This is a genomic window from Chitinophaga niastensis (genome assembly GCF_003014755.1).
GTDB lineage: Bacteria > Bacteroidota > Bacteroidia > Chitinophagales > Chitinophagaceae > Chitinophaga > Chitinophaga niastensis.
This window is the reverse complement of record NZ_PYAW01000002.1, coordinates 942,087-957,319: the sequence shown is the minus strand read 5'-3', so window position 1 is coordinate 957,319 and position 15,233 is coordinate 942,087. Positions and strand designations below refer to the sequence as shown.

13 protein-coding genes are annotated in these 15,233 nt (G+C 42.7%); 7 read left to right on the top strand and 6 right to left on the bottom strand.

Annotation, left to right across the window (positions count from 1 at the left end; translation table 11 throughout):
- Positions 1 to 28: 28 nt before the first annotated feature.
- Positions 29 to 1,183, bottom strand: a complete 1,155-nt coding sequence (locus tag CLV51_RS12525) for a FecR family protein (protein WP_158266986.1) — start codon at positions 1,181 to 1,183, stop codon at positions 29 to 31.
- Positions 1,184 to 1,282: 99 nt separating this feature from the next.
- Positions 1,283 to 1,846: a sigma-70 family RNA polymerase sigma factor gene (locus CLV51_RS12520; RefSeq protein WP_106528366.1), complete on the bottom strand. Its 564-nt coding sequence runs from the start codon at positions 1,844 to 1,846 to the stop codon at positions 1,283 to 1,285.
- A gap of 313 nt (positions 1,847 to 2,159) precedes the next feature.
- Here CLV51_RS12520 and CLV51_RS12515 point away from each other — a divergent pair, with 313 nt between their 5' ends.
- The 5 genes from CLV51_RS12515 (at position 2,160) to CLV51_RS12495 (ending at position 7,362) form a co-directional block, all read left to right on the top strand.
- Complete coding sequence (locus CLV51_RS12515; protein WP_106528365.1) at positions 2,160 to 2,495, top strand: hypothetical protein; 336 nt, start codon at positions 2,160 to 2,162, stop codon at positions 2,493 to 2,495.
- Positions 2,479 to 2,832, top strand: a complete 354-nt coding sequence (locus CLV51_RS12510) for a hypothetical protein (RefSeq protein WP_106528364.1) — start codon at positions 2,479 to 2,481, stop codon at positions 2,830 to 2,832. The genes CLV51_RS12515 and CLV51_RS12510 overlap by 17 nt, the downstream gene beginning before the upstream one ends.
- Before the next feature lie 35 nt (positions 2,833 to 2,867).
- On the top strand, positions 2,868 to 4,001 hold the full coding sequence (locus CLV51_RS12505; protein ID WP_106528363.1) for a glutathionylspermidine synthase family protein: 1,134 nt from the start codon (positions 2,868 to 2,870) through the stop codon (positions 3,999 to 4,001).
- Between the two features lie 232 nt (positions 4,002 to 4,233).
- Positions 4,234 to 4,770, top strand: a complete 537-nt coding sequence (locus CLV51_RS12500) for a hypothetical protein (protein ID WP_146151274.1) — start codon at positions 4,234 to 4,236, stop codon at positions 4,768 to 4,770.
- A 9-nt stretch (positions 4,771 to 4,779) separates the two neighbouring features.
- Complete coding sequence (locus CLV51_RS12495; protein ID WP_106528361.1) at positions 4,780 to 7,362, top strand: WG repeat-containing protein; 2,583 nt, start codon at positions 4,780 to 4,782, stop codon at positions 7,360 to 7,362.
- Between the two features lie 169 nt (positions 7,363 to 7,531).
- Here CLV51_RS12495 and CLV51_RS12490 read toward each other — a convergent pair whose 3' ends face one another.
- The 4 genes from CLV51_RS12490 to CLV51_RS12475 all read right to left on the bottom strand — a co-directional run bounded on the left by CLV51_RS12490 (position 7,532) and on the right by CLV51_RS12475 (position 14,213).
- Positions 7,532 to 8,752 carry a right-handed parallel beta-helix repeat-containing protein gene (locus CLV51_RS12490; protein ID WP_106528360.1) on the bottom strand — a complete coding sequence of 407 codons (1,221 nt, stop codon included), beginning with the start codon at positions 8,750 to 8,752 and terminating at the stop codon, positions 7,532 to 7,534.
- Positions 8,753 to 8,769: 17 nt separating this feature from the next.
- Entirely contained in the window at positions 8,770 to 11,484 is a 2,715-nt protein-coding gene (locus tag CLV51_RS12485) for a TonB-dependent receptor (RefSeq protein ID WP_106528359.1), read from the bottom strand.
- A gap of 334 nt (positions 11,485 to 11,818) precedes the next feature.
- Positions 11,819 to 12,631: an alpha/beta fold hydrolase gene (locus CLV51_RS12480; protein ID WP_106528358.1), complete on the bottom strand. Its 813-nt coding sequence runs from the start codon at positions 12,629 to 12,631 to the stop codon at positions 11,819 to 11,821.
- Between the two features lie 91 nt (positions 12,632 to 12,722).
- Positions 12,723 to 14,213, bottom strand: a complete 1,491-nt coding sequence (locus CLV51_RS12475) for an aminotransferase-like domain-containing protein (RefSeq protein WP_106528357.1) — start codon at positions 14,211 to 14,213, stop codon at positions 12,723 to 12,725.
- A gap of 99 nt (positions 14,214 to 14,312) precedes the next feature.
- Between CLV51_RS12475 and CLV51_RS12470 the strand changes: the two genes are divergently transcribed.
- Both CLV51_RS12470 and CLV51_RS12465 read left to right on the top strand, forming a co-directional pair.
- Entirely contained in the window at positions 14,313 to 14,753 is a 441-nt protein-coding gene (locus CLV51_RS12470; RefSeq protein ID WP_106528356.1) for a carboxymuconolactone decarboxylase family protein, read from the top strand.
- A gap of 16 nt (positions 14,754 to 14,769) precedes the next feature.
- Positions 14,770 to 15,201 (top strand): GNAT family N-acetyltransferase, encoded by a 432-nt coding sequence (locus tag CLV51_RS12465; RefSeq protein ID WP_106528355.1) that lies wholly within the window; start codon positions 14,770 to 14,772, stop codon positions 15,199 to 15,201.
- Positions 15,202 to 15,233 lie beyond the last annotated feature (32 nt).

Here is a 15,233-nt window from a genome sequence, read left to right as displayed (position 1 = left end):
TCAGCAATGGTTGATAATCGGTTTTAAATCACGGCAAAATGACAATACGTTTTCCTTCTTCAATTTTAAAGTGTATTCCAGCTTTTGTTAATACTTTCAGTAGTTCTTCTTCATTCAAACTTCTTCCGATTTCTCCATTAAAAGTTTCGGGAGGTACTTTATCTGTATATTTTACTTCTATATTATACCACCTTGCTAATTGCCGCATTACAGTAGGTATATCAGCATTATCAAAAGCAAAAACACCATTTTTCCAGGCAACAGCCTGTGTTACATCCACCTGCTTCAACAATGCAATGTCTTCACTTCCCCGCTTCACCCTCGTTTGCTGGCCCGGTGTAATGTGCTGCGCTTTGCTTCCCGCTTTTACCAACACCGCTCCTTCCAATAAGGTGGTATTAATAGTACTTTCATCAGTATAGGCATTGATATTAAAATGTGTGCCCAGCACCATCACTTCCATATCCTTCAGTTTTACATAAAAGGGTTGTTTTGCACTTTGTGCTACTTCAAAATAAGCCTCTCCGGTAATGGTCACTGCTCTTTCTGATCCTGTAAATAAAGTAGGATAGGTAATGGAAGATGCCGCATTTAACCATACCTGTGTACCATCCGGCAGCGTTACTTTAAACTGGCCTCCACGTGGTGTACGCAATGTATTGTAGGAAATGGCTGTACCCGGCTCCCCTGCGCTGTTGTGATCATATACAATTTGTCCTGCTGCTGTTTTATTTACCTTTGTACTCCCCTGTAAAGAAAGTAAACCATTGGCCGTACTATCCAGGTTCACCTCTCTCCCATCTGCCAGGGTAAGTATGGCCTGATCCCTGCCCGGTTTTATATGAAGCGAAAGGTTTTTAACGATTGTGTTATTGTTTTCCTGTTGCCAGAAATAAATGCTGCCAACTGCCAGCAGCGCCAGCACGGCTGCTGCTGCCCACCATTTACTGTGTTGCAGGGAATACATTTTACGAACGCGAACAGGCGAAGTAACAGCATGCAGGCGCTGCAGCATACGCTGCTCCAATATGGCTTCTGTTTCATCATCAGCCGCGGCTATATGCGCTGTTAACGCTTGCTCATCATAAGCATTATACCAATGCAGCAAACGGGCAATTTCTGCTTCACTGGCTTCGCCGGCAAGATATTTTTTTGATAAAACGGCCAATTCTTTGATTTCCATCCGCATGAGTGATTTATATTCCCTGTATAGTAGAGTCTGAAATTAAGACGGGTACCCTACCTCTGAAGAAAAAAAATTTTCTGGCAGGGAAGTGATGGGTCAGAAAAGGGCAGATAAAATATGAAAATAGTTCCGGAATTGTACACGCAAACGCTGCAAGGCCTTGGTAATATGTTTTTCCACCGCTTTTTCGGAAATCCGTAATTCCGTGGCAATCTCTTTATTAGACATGCCCATATTACGGCTATAATCAAATACCAGCCGGCATTTCTCTGGTAACTGCTGCAGCTGTTCCTGCATAGACTGCTGCAGAAAATGCAACTGGGCAGTATCATCTGCTACTGCCTGCACCGCTTCCGGCAATGCTTCTACTGTGGTAACCGGAATCATTTTGGAAAGTTGGGTAAACACTGCATAACGATTGGCCGTAGCCAGATAGGCAGGTAAAGACCTGATAACAGTTTGCCCCCTGCGCTGCCACAAACCAGTCAGCACATCCTGCACCACATCTTCCGCCATTTGCCGCGAGCGTAACCGGTCATACGCCAATACATACAAACGTTTCCAGTAGCGGTAATAGATGGCTGTAAACGCGTGATGATCATCTGCATTTATCATTTGTACTAAGTCAGCGTCACTAAGGTTGGAGTAATCAGTCATCATCTGTTACGATATACAATATAAAACGAATCCAAATCTGAAATAAGTATAGCAAACCTATCGTTGTTTCCAAAGGTATATAAAGCTATCTATAATTTTCATGATTACTGTTGCCAGCCGGTAATGTCCTTTTAAACCAGGGATATAACAAAATAAGATATCCGCATCTTATTCAGACATAATAGCTATATAGGATATCAAAAAAATGAATACTTTTATGACTGCCAGGGGACGCATGATAGTTTCACCCAAACAAATGAATACCGGCCAATTTTGTATAATGTTGTTATATCTCGAACCTAACCAATATTCGTAAATGAACAGGCAATTTTTCTTGATTAGTAGCATCGCTGCAAGTTTCCTGCTACTGGGAAGCTGCAATGATAAAAATGACAATGAAGACATTACCACTACTATCAACAAAGCAGGATCAGTGGAAACCATGATCACCACTAATCACCTCGATAGTACACACGATGTACTGATCACCACACACAAGATCTGGGCTAACTACAACCTGTATAAAACAGTGGTACATCGCGATACCGTGCCGGCACTTGGCATTGGTACCGAAACAGGGGAAAATGAGCATGGCGATACCAAAGAAATTAAACTGCAAAAGGATTACGAAATCTATGTCACCGTCCAATAGAAAAGTAAACAGGAAAAAATCAGTACATATACAATTGATACTGATCACGGCGGTACTGGCCAGCTGCCACAGACCCACACCTGATCATCAGCGTAAGGTGTATATGCGTGGCGATAGCACCGCCGGGTACAACCGCACCCATTATGGTGGGGGGCTTGGTGCAGTTATGTGGTATTATGCTTTCCGCCCTTACGGGTCTTATTATGGCGGCAACTACTACCGCGCAGGCTACTATTCCGGCGGTATCAGCGAACATGCCAATATGGGCAGCAACCCTGTAAAAGGCGCTGTCTCCCGCGGCGGATTTGGTGGTAATGGCTTCAGCGTATCTTCCTGATGCCGCTATTAACGTATACCCATTAACGTAATTACATGCAAAGAATAATAACAGCGCCCCGCAACAACTGGCAGGCCGCGGTGGAAAAGCTGGGATTTGGATTTCATACAACCGATGTACCTTACTGGGACGAAAGCGTTTACTACTCTTTCACCATGGGTGAAATAACAAACATAGAAAAAGCCACACAGGAGCTGTGGGAAATGTGTTTGGGTGCTGCCCAGCATATCATGGACAACAACCTGTATGTACGCTTTGGTATCCCTGAATGGGTGATCCCCTATATAGAAGCCAGCTGGCAGGAAGACCATCCGGCTATCTACGGCCGCTTCGACTTCTGCTATAAAAACGGACAGCTGAAATTACTGGAGTTCAATGCCGACACGCCTACCTCTCTTTATGAAGCCGGCATCGTACAGTGGTTCTGGCTACAGGACATGGACAAGTCAAAAGACCAGTTTAACTCTATCCACGAAAAACTGATCGATGGCTGGAAAACCCTGAAAGAATACCTACATCCGGGTAAACTGCATTTCACCTGTCTTAAACAAACATTAGAAGATCTTACCAATACAGAGTATATACGCGATTGCGCTATGCAGGCCGGTCTGGATACCAAACTCGTATTCGTGGACGACCTCGGCTGGAATGAAAATACCCGCGTATTTGTAGATATGGAAGAAGAGCCCATCACAAATATGTTCAAACTTTATCCATGGGAATGGATGGTTAGAGAAGATTTTGGCCGGCATATCCCGGAAGATAATAACCGTACTTTCTGGATAGAACCAGGTTGGAAGATGTTGCTCTCAAACAAGGCACTGTTGCCCATTCTATGGGAACTGTATCCTAACCATCCCAATCTCCTGCCCGCTTATTTTGATGCGCACGGCATGCAACGCTTTGTAAAAAAGCCGATCCTGTCACGCGAAGGGGCCAATATTGACCTGGTAGACAACGGAAAATTGCTGCAATACTCCGAAGGTAACTACGGCCGCGAAGGATATATTTTCCAGGAACTGTTTGAACTACCTTGCTATGATGGCAAATATCCTGTAATTGGCAGCTGGGTCATTGCACAACAGCCGGCAGGTATTGGTATCCGCGAATCCGATACGCTGATCACAGATAATAAAAGCCGCTTTGTACCACATTTGATTGATGGATGATGTAAATAATTCTTTAGTGGTATCACAAAATGTGATACCACCACTTTACTCCTCACAACAACTGATACTCCATCCCCAACTTTGGAAATCTTTTATACCTCTTTATTATTTATTTTAGCAGCCCTTTCGTTTTAACAGATATTAAAACGAAAATAAAAGCATGCTGATACTATGGCTCCGCAGATCGCTGATTTGGGGAGGTTTAATCAATATTAAAAAAGAAACAAAAAAAATGAAACAGTCTGTATTATTTATCTCCATTATTTTAATGTCATTTGTTTCCCGTGCAGTGTATGCCCAACAAAGTGATCCTGTTACAACAGTAAAAAAACTATTTACCTTAATAAGCAAGCCTAACAGCTTTATAAATAAAGAGGATAGCTGTTATGCAGCAATGGATGCCATGGATATCCTGAAACTGAATAAACCTTACATAAAAGTATACTTAAATAACCTCAAAAATACCGGGCTGTTTTCGTCCGCTTACTTATCAGCACAAAAGGAATATTACCTGGATATAGAAAAGGACATCAAAAAAGATGGCTACGGCACTGCCAGGGACGCTGATATGTATACCCTCAGCCAGGACCCTCCAGATAACAAAGTAGTACTGGCCAGGCTGCAAAAAGTAACGCCGTTAATATCCGGCAATGCGGCTACTGTCACCATCGATTTTAAAACTTCCGATCATTACAAACTAATTTACAAACTGGTAAAAGAAAATAACAGCTGGCTCATTAATAGCATCGATGCTACTTTTGGTAAATAATCATAACATATGAAACACCTTTTCCTTGTTTCCTCCATATTCCTGTTTATGTTCAAAATTACCCGGGCACAGGTACCTGCTTATGATGGCGGCTCCCGCTTTGTACAAGGATTTGCACGCATCACAAAAGGCAATGATCATTTTTATATAGATAGTACCGGCCAATACGCCTTTGATAATATACTGCCTAACAGCAACGATTACGGCACCGGCAACTTTACTGAAAAGGACCAGGATGACGATACCCTCTATCTGCATAAAAACCACGTGGTAGTAAGCAGGAAAGGCAAACTGGGCATATTAAGTAGCCAGGGAAGATGGCTCCTGCAACCGCTTTATGATACCATTGATACCCGCTGGGATTATATGTGGACCGTTTCCCTGAATGGCAAAAAATCACTTTACCTGCCTTCGGGGCTGGGTATGCCCTTTCGTTTTAATGGGGTGGGCTACCTGGATGGTCGCTATTTTGATGTGGAACAGGATGGCAAATGGGGCGTTTATGACCATCAAAAAGATCAGGTGGTTATCCCTTTTGAATATGAAGGCTTCGATTATTGCGGTGGCTGCGAAACAAAATCTGATTATGTATTTGCACAGAAAAATGGCAAATGGGGTGTGGTGAGTTTCAATAATGAAATACTGATACCCTTTGAATACGACCACCAACATATACAAATGCGCAGCGACGAGTGGGTATATTGTTTATTCAAAGAGGGTAAACAAATGGTCATCAATCTCCATACAAAAGAAGCAAAAACCGCTCCTGCTGAGGAAGAAGAGGATGATGAACAGTTGGCCAATGGTTTTGTAATGCATAGAAAAAAAGACAAATACGGCTTACTCAACGCAGCAGGAAAAGTAGTACTGGATTATCGCTATGATTATATCATTTACGACAGCACTGATGAGGACCATCATCATGTAGGCATCAATGTGGGCGGTAAATACGGCATAGCCGATACCACAGGAAAAATTATTATTCCGCCAAAATATGATGACTGGCTTTACTCCTATTCCGGTGAGTATTTTACCGGAAAACTACACGATAAAGACGTAGTATTTGATAAGAACGGCCAACCAGGCTTTCCTGATCTTTACGATCAGCTTGACAATATTACGATAGATAATTACGAAGGCAAAAGAAACTATCAACTCCTGGGATTGCAGAAAAAAGGATTACATGGCTTTTATAATCCTCTTACAAAAAAATTAGTACCTCCTCAATACACGAAGCTGGAAGCAGCGGATTACAACTATGCATCAAAAGGTTATTTCGCTGTAAAACACCTGGGAAAAAATGGTGTTATTGATGCCAATGGTGCAGTAGTGGTGCCTGCTATATACGATGAGGTTTCCTCCGCATATGGCAACAACCGTAATTACCTGGAGGTAAAAAGAAATAACAAAAAAGGATATTTTGATTTGCAGGAACGCAAAGAAATTGTTCCGACACAATATGATTATATAGAAGAGCTGAACGATACTGCTAAATTATTACAAACCACAAATTATCATGGAGCAGTTACGTTGTATGGTCTCAGGAGTGCAAAAGGAGAACTGATTTATCCTGATAAATTTAACAGCATTACTAAAGTTACACCGGAGGTCCTGTTATTGAGCCAGCCACTGAATGCCGGCAAAAACACTTACAGTGTATTCAATACTATCACACGGCAACTGTATCCCCTGCCTTATGATACCATAACACCCGCAGACCAGGATGCGCTGCTGATTGTTTCCCTGCAAGGCAAACGACAACTATATGATGCCGCCACCGGCAAAGTAATTTCCGGTGATTATACAAAACAGGGATTACCTGTTGATATCAGCACATTCTCAGGTGGAATGGCATCTTTTCAGCAGCAGGATAAATTTGGCTTTATAGATCCTAAAGGAAATGTGATTGTACCTGCTGTTTATGACGGGGTATTTTCCTTTGATCACGGCACCGCACTGGTGATGCAAAAGAAAGATAGTACAGATATGTACCAATACGGTTTTGTGGATTCTACAGGGAAAATAATTGTTCCGGTAAAATATGATTACATGCCCAACAGCAATAGCCATGATTATTGCGCAGACTCCTTCCTGGTCCTCTATAAAGCAAAAGAAAATCAACTGGATTACTACATGGGCTATGCCACCAACTACGGACAGATCATTATTCCTGTTGAATATGACCAGGTATACCAGGACGATTCCGGCAATGGTTTTTTAGTTAAAAAAGAAGGGAAATACGGTGTATTGGATAAAGCAGGTAACAGTATTATACCAACTATCTACGACGATATAATGCTGAATGAAAGGAGGTATTATGGCAGCACAAAAACCAGCTTCCGCTTTCCATTGCTTTGTGCTAAAGCAAATACCTTTCAATACATTACTGCTACCGGAAAAGCATTGCCGCTTAAACTGAAAGAAGTGACTGACTTCTTTGTGGCCACAAATGAAGCTGCCGGCATACCTGTTGAGGAAGCACCTGAACCAGCCCCCGGTGTACATGATTCTGCTATCTTCCATCCAGGAATCCAAAAAAAGATCAGCTCTATTAAAGGCCTTCGGCCTTTGTCTTTTTCAGGATTAGACTGATTAAGATGATTTTTCTGATTTTATCTTTCTTTATAAAATATCTATATCTGATTTCTATAAGATTATTGAAATGAGATTGGGTTCTTTATAAGAAAAAAATAAAATCAGAAAAATCATCTTAATCAATCTAATCCTGAAAAAGACAAAGGCCGAAGGCCTTCCCTACCCATTAATTACTTGTATGCTGATTTCCTTTACCATCAGTTGTATAAGCACCTAAATCCACGTTATACTTTGCATTCCCTTTTCCGATAGCCGGCGAACTGGCCTGTAAGGTAAGATCAGCCGTCAATGGTGCACCATTAGGAGATGCAAATACACCTGTAAAGCTTTTAAACAGCGGATCCATATTACCAACACTGGTGGATATCAAATCAGATGCCTGTGGTTTACCCACACCATCAGACGGATAAAAATTCTGTCTTAAATTAATATCAATCGTAGGTGTAACGGTGTTATCTGTGTAACTGACAGCAGTTGCATAAAACAGGTTATTACCGTACGTGGTATTAACTGCATCCGCATCTCCAAAAATCTCTATCCCCTGGTAACAATTTACAATGATGTTATTGTAAATATGACCAATAGCATTTAAACCTATAGACACTCCCCTGCCCGGTTCTGCAGCACCTCTGCGCCATCCGTTGGACAACAGCGTATTGTTATAAATATTCACAATGGTTTGCGGTAAAGGAGCAGATTTACTTGTTTCTAATTTAATGCCGGTACCAGCCTGACTAAAAACAACATTGTATGCCACATCTCCTGTTACAGCACCTTTCAGGTTAATCCCTTCTCCATCAGCTTTACCAGAGGAAGTAATGGTATTTCTGACAATGGTAACTTTAGCGCCGCTTGTTACGAGAATATTATCATCCTGTCCGTTGCTGAACCAGGAATCTTCGATATCTACAACAATAGGTGACTTCACTGTTAATGAAGGTCGGGCACTACCGGTTGGATCTGGTCCGCCGGTATTTTCCACACGCGTCCACAAAATTGTTACGGCCTGCGCCAGATCACATTTAAAGCCTCCCCATGAACCGGGTTGTTTGGTATCAGAATTAAAGCTGACAGGCTGATCTTTTGTTCCTACTGATTTTAATACGCCCTGTACAATGATCTGTGAATTATTCATCACCTTCACTGTAACACCGGGCTGCGCCAGCAAAGTATCGCCCGCTTTCACGGTAACATCCTGCAGGATGGTATAACTATGATTGGCCAATAAAGTTCCCTTCGCAAAAGCAGGAATGGTATCAGAAGTGATAGGATTAGAAGTAGGAATATCCGGTGGTATAAACGTTACTTCTTCCATCTTTGAACAGGCACTCAGGGTAACTGCTAAAACAATACCCATATATATTGAAGAAAGTGAAATTGCTTTCATAAACTGATTTTTGAAAATTAATGTGAATAACGCACGCCGATATTGAAATTGGCCTTGTAAATATCCTTACCAACAGTAATACCGTTGATCCTTACAATAGTGGGGGTATTCAACAGGTTATTGAATTTTCCGAATAAAGTAAAATGTTTGTTGAATGTTTTATCTGCGGAAAGCGACAGGAACGATTGTGGCTGTTGGTAATAATCATAATCCGTGTTGAAATACAGATCTGATAAGGTTTTACCCACATACTGATAAGCCAGTTGTGCAAATATTTGTTTCCTGGTATTTTTATACTCCAGCGACAGGTTCAATACGTTGTTTGCCTGTCCCTGTAAAGGCCGGTGCTGATATACGGTTCGTTTATCCACAGTAGGTGCCAGCGGATCAATTTTAGGCGCAAACACATCTGAATAGATATAAGTGTAATTGCCGGTAATACCTATATTGCCCCAGAACTTAGTGAAGGCAAGTTCCGCACCTGCAATCTTAGCTTTGGCAGCAGCGTTTTGCGGCTGATACACTAAATCACCACTGCTTAAGGATTGCAACACATTTTCAATAGGATTGGTTAAGCTCTTATAAAAACCACCTATAAAAAATTCTTCATCTTCCTTCGGATATAACTCATAACGGATGTCATAGTTATCTGCCACGGTGTGTTTCAGATTAGGGTTACCCATCTGGTTATAATCTGTCCCTAAAATAGTATATGGTACTAATTCAAAATAGTTAGGGCGGGATATAGATTTATAGTAAGATGCCCGCAGATTTGTTTTTTCATTCAGTTTATACTTCAACATGGCGCTGGGTAATAAGTCGCGGTATTTTATCCGGACATTATTAGCGAGTGTGGCAATATAGTTAGCATAATCAAATCCCTGTGAAGTGCCTTCCACACGTACGCCGCCAAAAACATCCAGCTTATGGAAAGACAATTTTGCCTGTCCGAAACCAGCTGAAATATTTTCAAAAGCGTGATAAGCATTCACATCATAATCAGCGGTGCCTTTTGGATTATACACTTCCCATTGTGCAGCATAAATATCTGTAAATGGCTGCTTGGTGTTACTGCTGCCCAGTATAGGACGCAGCTGGTATTGATCCTGCGCATTCTCCCGTATCTTATGACGATACAAGCCACCTGCCTTTAATTCCAGTACGGCGCTGCCAATGCTCTGTTTATAAGTAAGATTGGCCTGTACCTGGTCGTTCCTATCCGTGTTATGCTGCCAGATCCGGCTGATACCATCAAAATAAAAAGGAGTACTGGTGTAGTCCGCATTTATTTTATGATCAATGGCAATGTCTGCTCTGTCTGGAGATTTTTTAGCAGCACTGGAATAAACGCCGGCCCAGTCAAATAAGAAGTGACGGGAAAGTATGTGCTTACCTTCCAGCTTCAGGTTTTCCAGGTACTGATGATTTGTCAGCGATCTGTTATCATTGAATACAGATCCGGTACCCGGACCTACACGACCGCCATTACCACCGGTAATGGAAGTATCAATGCTTAAACGCGACTGTGCCATGTAGCTATACAGGAACACATTATTCAGCGAGAGTTTATTCCGGTCGTTGATATTATAATCCAGGTGGGCACTCAAACCATTATTCAACTGTTGGGTAGAATAAGTTCTGTTGGCCACGTCGGTGATGCCCGGCTTGAAATTATTTTTGTTATCCGGTGCTACAATATTAAACTCCGAATTGGTGCCGTAATATTGGTTCTGAAAATTATCCGCGATGAGCAAGCCCAGCTTGTTCTTTAAAAAACGACGTCCGTAGGTAAATCCGACCGTTGTGGTAGGCGGTGCCGTCTTATCCTTAAAATCGAGGTTAGAGCGGCTAAAATCGCCTGGTTTGGCTACATAAGCCGCACCATTTTTATCGTACATACTCTTTTTCTGAATATCCGATTTCGAAAAGCTGGTATATTTTCTGTCGAAAAATATATTACTGTAACCCACAGAAGCCATCGCCTTAAATAAAGGAGCATCCGGAGCATCTTTAAAAATAAGATTCACCGTACCACCAATGGCATCTCCTTCCATCTCCGGCAACAGTGATTTACTTACTTCAATACGTTGCAATAAATCTGATGGTACCACATCCAATGAAACGTACCTCGACTTTTCATCAGGACTGGAAATTTTGATGCCGTTAATTAATGTATTGCTATAACGTGGTTCCAGTCCTCTTACAATAGCATACGCCTGATCAGCGCCGCTGTTGCGCTCGATAGTAACACCGGACACCCGTTGCAATACATTGGCCGCATTAATATCCGGCGATCGCTCCATGGCATGTGCGCCGATTACATTGGTGATGTTGTTGGCCGTTTTTTCAGCAGACCTGGATGCCGCATCCGTTTCACCATTAATTTTACCGAATACGCTCACACTGTGCAGTGCAGCAATGGTAGGCGACAAGCTGATATTTAACGCTACCGACTGAGAACCGGTAATCTGAACTTTCTTTTCGTACTTCAGATAACCTATGTACTCAACTTTCATTTTGTAAGCGCCGGGCTTGATACCGGTCAACTCATACTTACCTTCAGCATCTGTTGTAACACGCTGATGAGATCCGTCGAGATGAACATATGCACCCACTAACGGCGTGTTGTTTTTTGCATCAAACACTACCCCTTTTACGGTAGCACTTTGTGCGAACAATAAACCAGGAAGAAACAACAGAAAAAATAGTAGACAGCAACGGTGGTTGATCATTGTTTTTTTTGACAAAACAATCGGCCAATTCTGAGTATAATCTGTAGTTTTGGCAGTATTACAAAAGCTTAATTATTTCATAATTATTAGTTAACATTTGAGGCGCTAATGTTAAGTAATTATTATGAAAATACTGTCTGAACCAGGATTAAAGGATGATTGTCTGAACCAGGATTTTTAAGATTGAATGGATTACCCTGATGGGTGTTATGTTGTTTTATATCGAGGATATCCGCGAAAATCTTCTCTTTGATCTTCGGCATCCATCAGGGTAATCCATTCAATCTTAAAAATCCTGGTTCAGACAATCATCCTTTAATCCTGGTTCAGACATTTATTCCGCTATAAACTCCGCTATATCTTTTTGCAGTTCCGCCATATGCGTAAAAAATATTCCATGCGGAGCACCTGCATACTCTTTATAAATACAACCCGGAATAAGTGCCGCTGCCATTCGTCCAAATTTAACAGGAACGGAAGCATCCGTATCGCCATGAATGATCAGGGTTGGAATGGTAAGCTTGCGCAAGCCCTCCCGCAGATCGCTGCTGGTAAGCACGCGGCTGCACTCTACTACAGCTTTCAATGAAGTTCGCAACATCATATTAATGGTCCATTGTGTAATGCCGGGTGAAGTACCCAAAGTATCCGGCAGATAAAAGGCATCGGCGCCATCATTCAGCCATTTTGGAAAATCTGTACGGAATGCATGGATGGTAGCTTCCAGCATCTTCGGTTCAATACCCTCCGGGTTGTCCGCTGTTTGTAAAAGGAACGGAATAGCTGCCGCAATAAATACGACCCGTGCAATACGTGCAGTGCCATATCTCTCAAAATAACGGGCCACTTCGGCACCACCCATAGAATGAGCTACCAGCGTTACTTCGTGAAGATCCAGCGCTTCCAGTAAACTCGCCAGATCATCTGCGTGCTGGTCTAAATGATAACCATGTCCCGGCCTGTCTGAACGACCATGACCACGACGATCCATGGCTATGCAACGCATGCCTTTATCATGAAAGTGAAGCATATGATACTCCCACATATCGGAGTTCATCGCCCAGGAATGTACAAATACAATGGGATTACCACCTTTCCAGTCTGTGTAAAAAAGACGTGTCTGATCATTGGCTTGTATAAAAGGCATAAAAACTAATTTTAGATGATTAATATTTTATGTAAAATTAGCTTGCCCACAACCTTTACTACTTACCTTTATACGACAATCATTTACCTTTTCACGACAATCCATCTTTTCCTTTAATAATACGCTCCAGGATGTTTACCACCATGGCGATCTCTTTATTATTAAGTGATGCAAAACCAAAACGCAAGGCATTAGCATTATGTGATACTGCACCATACCGGTATTGTTCCCCTGTATTCATCCGCAGGCCCAATGCAGCAGCCTTAGCGGATATCATTTTCAAAGGGAATTTTTTGGAAAAGTGAAGCCAGATAGCCATACCACCCGGAGGCACCGTAAAATGTACGGCAGCGCCCAGTCGTGTTTGTAACAGGTGACACAGCAGGTCACGCCTTTCTAAATACACCTTGTTGGATTTTTTCAAATGCCGTGCAATGGTGCCATCAGCCAGTAAATTAGCCAGTGCTTCTTCCGACAGGTTATCGCCCCGCAAGTCTATCAAACGACGCAACGCAGCTGCTTCCGCAATAAATGCCGCCGGCGCAATCATAAAACCAATACGTATGGATAGTCCGAGCGACTTGGTAAACGATCCTATATAAATAACGTTGCCGCCGTGATCAGCACTGGCCAGCGGAACGATGGGCGCAGAGCTATAATGAAAATCATAATCGTAATCATCCTCTATCACGGCGAGTTTGTAGGTACGGATAATAGCCAACAGCTTCATTCTGCGGGCAGCGCTCAGGGTAACGGTGGTAGGATGGTGATGATGCGTAATAATATAGAGCATCCTTATTTTCTTAGTGCGACATAACTGTTCCACCGCATCTACGTCTATCCCATCCTCATCTACCGGCACACGCAATAACCTGGCGCCCAGTTGCTCAAAACACATATCTGCAAAAAAATAATTGGGGCTGCCTACGATCACATAATCATCTTTCTTTATTACCATGGCAGCAGCTACATAAATAGCCATCTGTGCGCCACGGGTAATCATGATATTGTCCATTTCAATATTCAATCCACGGGTATCAGTAAGGTATTTCACCATCTCCTTCCGCAATGTTTCGCTGCCCGTAGGATCGCCGTACATCAGTATCTTATGGTAGCGCGGACTTTGAATGATAGACCGGCATTCTCTTACCCAGGCATTCAGTGGCGCCAGTCGCGCATCCGGGAAACCATCATTGATCACCAGGCTGGTGGCGGTAACTGGTCCTGGCGGTAATAAATTCAAAGATGGTACGGCAGGATATGAAAAGGCTGGCCCCTTCGAATAAGGAGAGGCCAGCACACTGAATGATCTCGGCTTGATAACCGGTAAATTAGCGGCTACCATCACCCCTTTACGCGCAATAGGCACTATCCAGTCCTGGCTGATCAGCTCTTCATAAGCAGCAATCACCGTTTTACGGTGCAGCTGTAATTGCTCCGCCAGCACCCGGCTACCGGGCAGGAATAAACCGGGCTTCAAAACGCCTTCCTGGATCAATCCTATTAACCGGTTAGCAATTTGCTGATATACAGGCAGCTTCAGCGCTTTATCAACTTGTATGAGTGTTTTATACGGTAACATCTGGACTACTTATCAATTGTTATGTGGACTACTAAGATACTCCAGCAAATCTTACTTTTGTGATATAATTATTCATTCAACAGTTACAAAACGATAAAGATGACCGAAAGATTTTTAATGAAAGACGTGGAGCCGGGTGCTTATTCAGCGATGTTAGCATTGGAAAAATATTTATCAACCACCGGTATAGCGCCATTGCACAAAGAGCTGATCAAAATAAGAGCCTCACAGCTGAATGGCTGCGCCTATTGCATCAATATGCACACACAGGAAGCCCGCAAAATGGGTGAAACAGAACAGCGCATCTACCTGCTCAGTGCATGGCGGGAAGCACCACAGTTCAGTGAAGAAGAAAGAACCATACTGGCAATGACGGAAGAAATTACGTACATCCACCAGAAAGGTTTAACAGAAGAAACCTATCAGAAAGCGATACAGCAGTTTGGTAAAAATGGTACAGCACAGCTGATCATGGCCATCAATATTATTAACGCCTGGAACCGGATTGGTGTTTCCACACACCGGGTGGCCGGAGAATAAACTAAAACTAAAAGATATGCCATCTGTTCAAACAGCCCTGGATGATAAGTCGCTGCTGGCCTGCAGCGAGGTAATACTTTTCCTGCGACCACATTTGCAACAACAACAACTGTTACAGCAAATAAAAGAAATGCAGCAGGAAGACTACCGGATTGTGTACATCACCGCAGATGAAGACCCTTCCAAAGTGGTAGCCTTCGCGGGTTACCGCCATATGCAAAAGCTCTTCAGCGGTAAAACAATTTATATAGATGACCTGGCTTGCCTGCCAGACTATCAGGGTCGCGGATATGCAGCCAGCTTGCTGAACCATATCAAGGCACTTGCAAAAACGGAAGGATTATCTTCTGTACAGCTCGACTCAGGACATGCGCTGTTTCCTGCGCACCGCCTGTATCACCGGCAGGGGTTTCGGATCTCTGCACATCATTTCACACAGCCATTGTAAATAAAGCCAATAGTGGGCGATGGATGACCAAC

Excerpts from the sequence above, each read along its gene's own strand:
- CLV51_RS12525 (WP_158266986.1), bottom strand. The coding sequence starts at position 1,183 with ATGGAAATCAAAGAATTGGCCGTTTTATCAAAAAAATATCTTGCCGGC.
- CLV51_RS12520 (WP_106528366.1), bottom strand. The coding sequence starts at position 1,846 with ATGATGACTGATTACTCCAACCTTAGTGACGCTGACTTAGTACAAATG.
- CLV51_RS12515 (WP_106528365.1), top strand. The coding sequence starts at position 2,160 with ATGAACAGGCAATTTTTCTTGATTAGTAGCATCGCTGCAAGTTTCCTG.
- CLV51_RS12510 (WP_106528364.1), top strand. The coding sequence starts at position 2,479 with ATGTCACCGTCCAATAGAAAAGTAAACAGGAAAAAATCAGTACATATA.
- CLV51_RS12505 (WP_106528363.1), top strand. The coding sequence starts at position 2,868 with ATGCAAAGAATAATAACAGCGCCCCGCAACAACTGGCAGGCCGCGGTG.
- CLV51_RS12500 (WP_146151274.1), top strand. The coding sequence starts at position 4,234 with ATGAAACAGTCTGTATTATTTATCTCCATTATTTTAATGTCATTTGTT.
- CLV51_RS12495 (WP_106528361.1), top strand. The coding sequence starts at position 4,780 with ATGAAACACCTTTTCCTTGTTTCCTCCATATTCCTGTTTATGTTCAAA.
- CLV51_RS12490 (WP_106528360.1), bottom strand. The coding sequence starts at position 8,752 with ATGAAAGCAATTTCACTTTCTTCAATATATATGGGTATTGTTTTAGCA.
- CLV51_RS12485 (WP_106528359.1), bottom strand. The coding sequence starts at position 11,484 with ATGATCAACCACCGTTGCTGTCTACTATTTTTTCTGTTGTTTCTTCCT.
- CLV51_RS12480 (WP_106528358.1), bottom strand. The coding sequence starts at position 12,631 with ATGCCTTTTATACAAGCCAATGATCAGACACGTCTTTTTTACACAGAC.
- CLV51_RS12475 (WP_106528357.1), bottom strand. The coding sequence starts at position 14,213 with ATGTTACCGTATAAAACACTCATACAAGTTGATAAAGCGCTGAAGCTG.
- CLV51_RS12470 (WP_106528356.1), top strand. The coding sequence starts at position 14,313 with ATGACCGAAAGATTTTTAATGAAAGACGTGGAGCCGGGTGCTTATTCA.
- CLV51_RS12465 (WP_106528355.1), top strand. The coding sequence starts at position 14,770 with ATGCCATCTGTTCAAACAGCCCTGGATGATAAGTCGCTGCTGGCCTGC.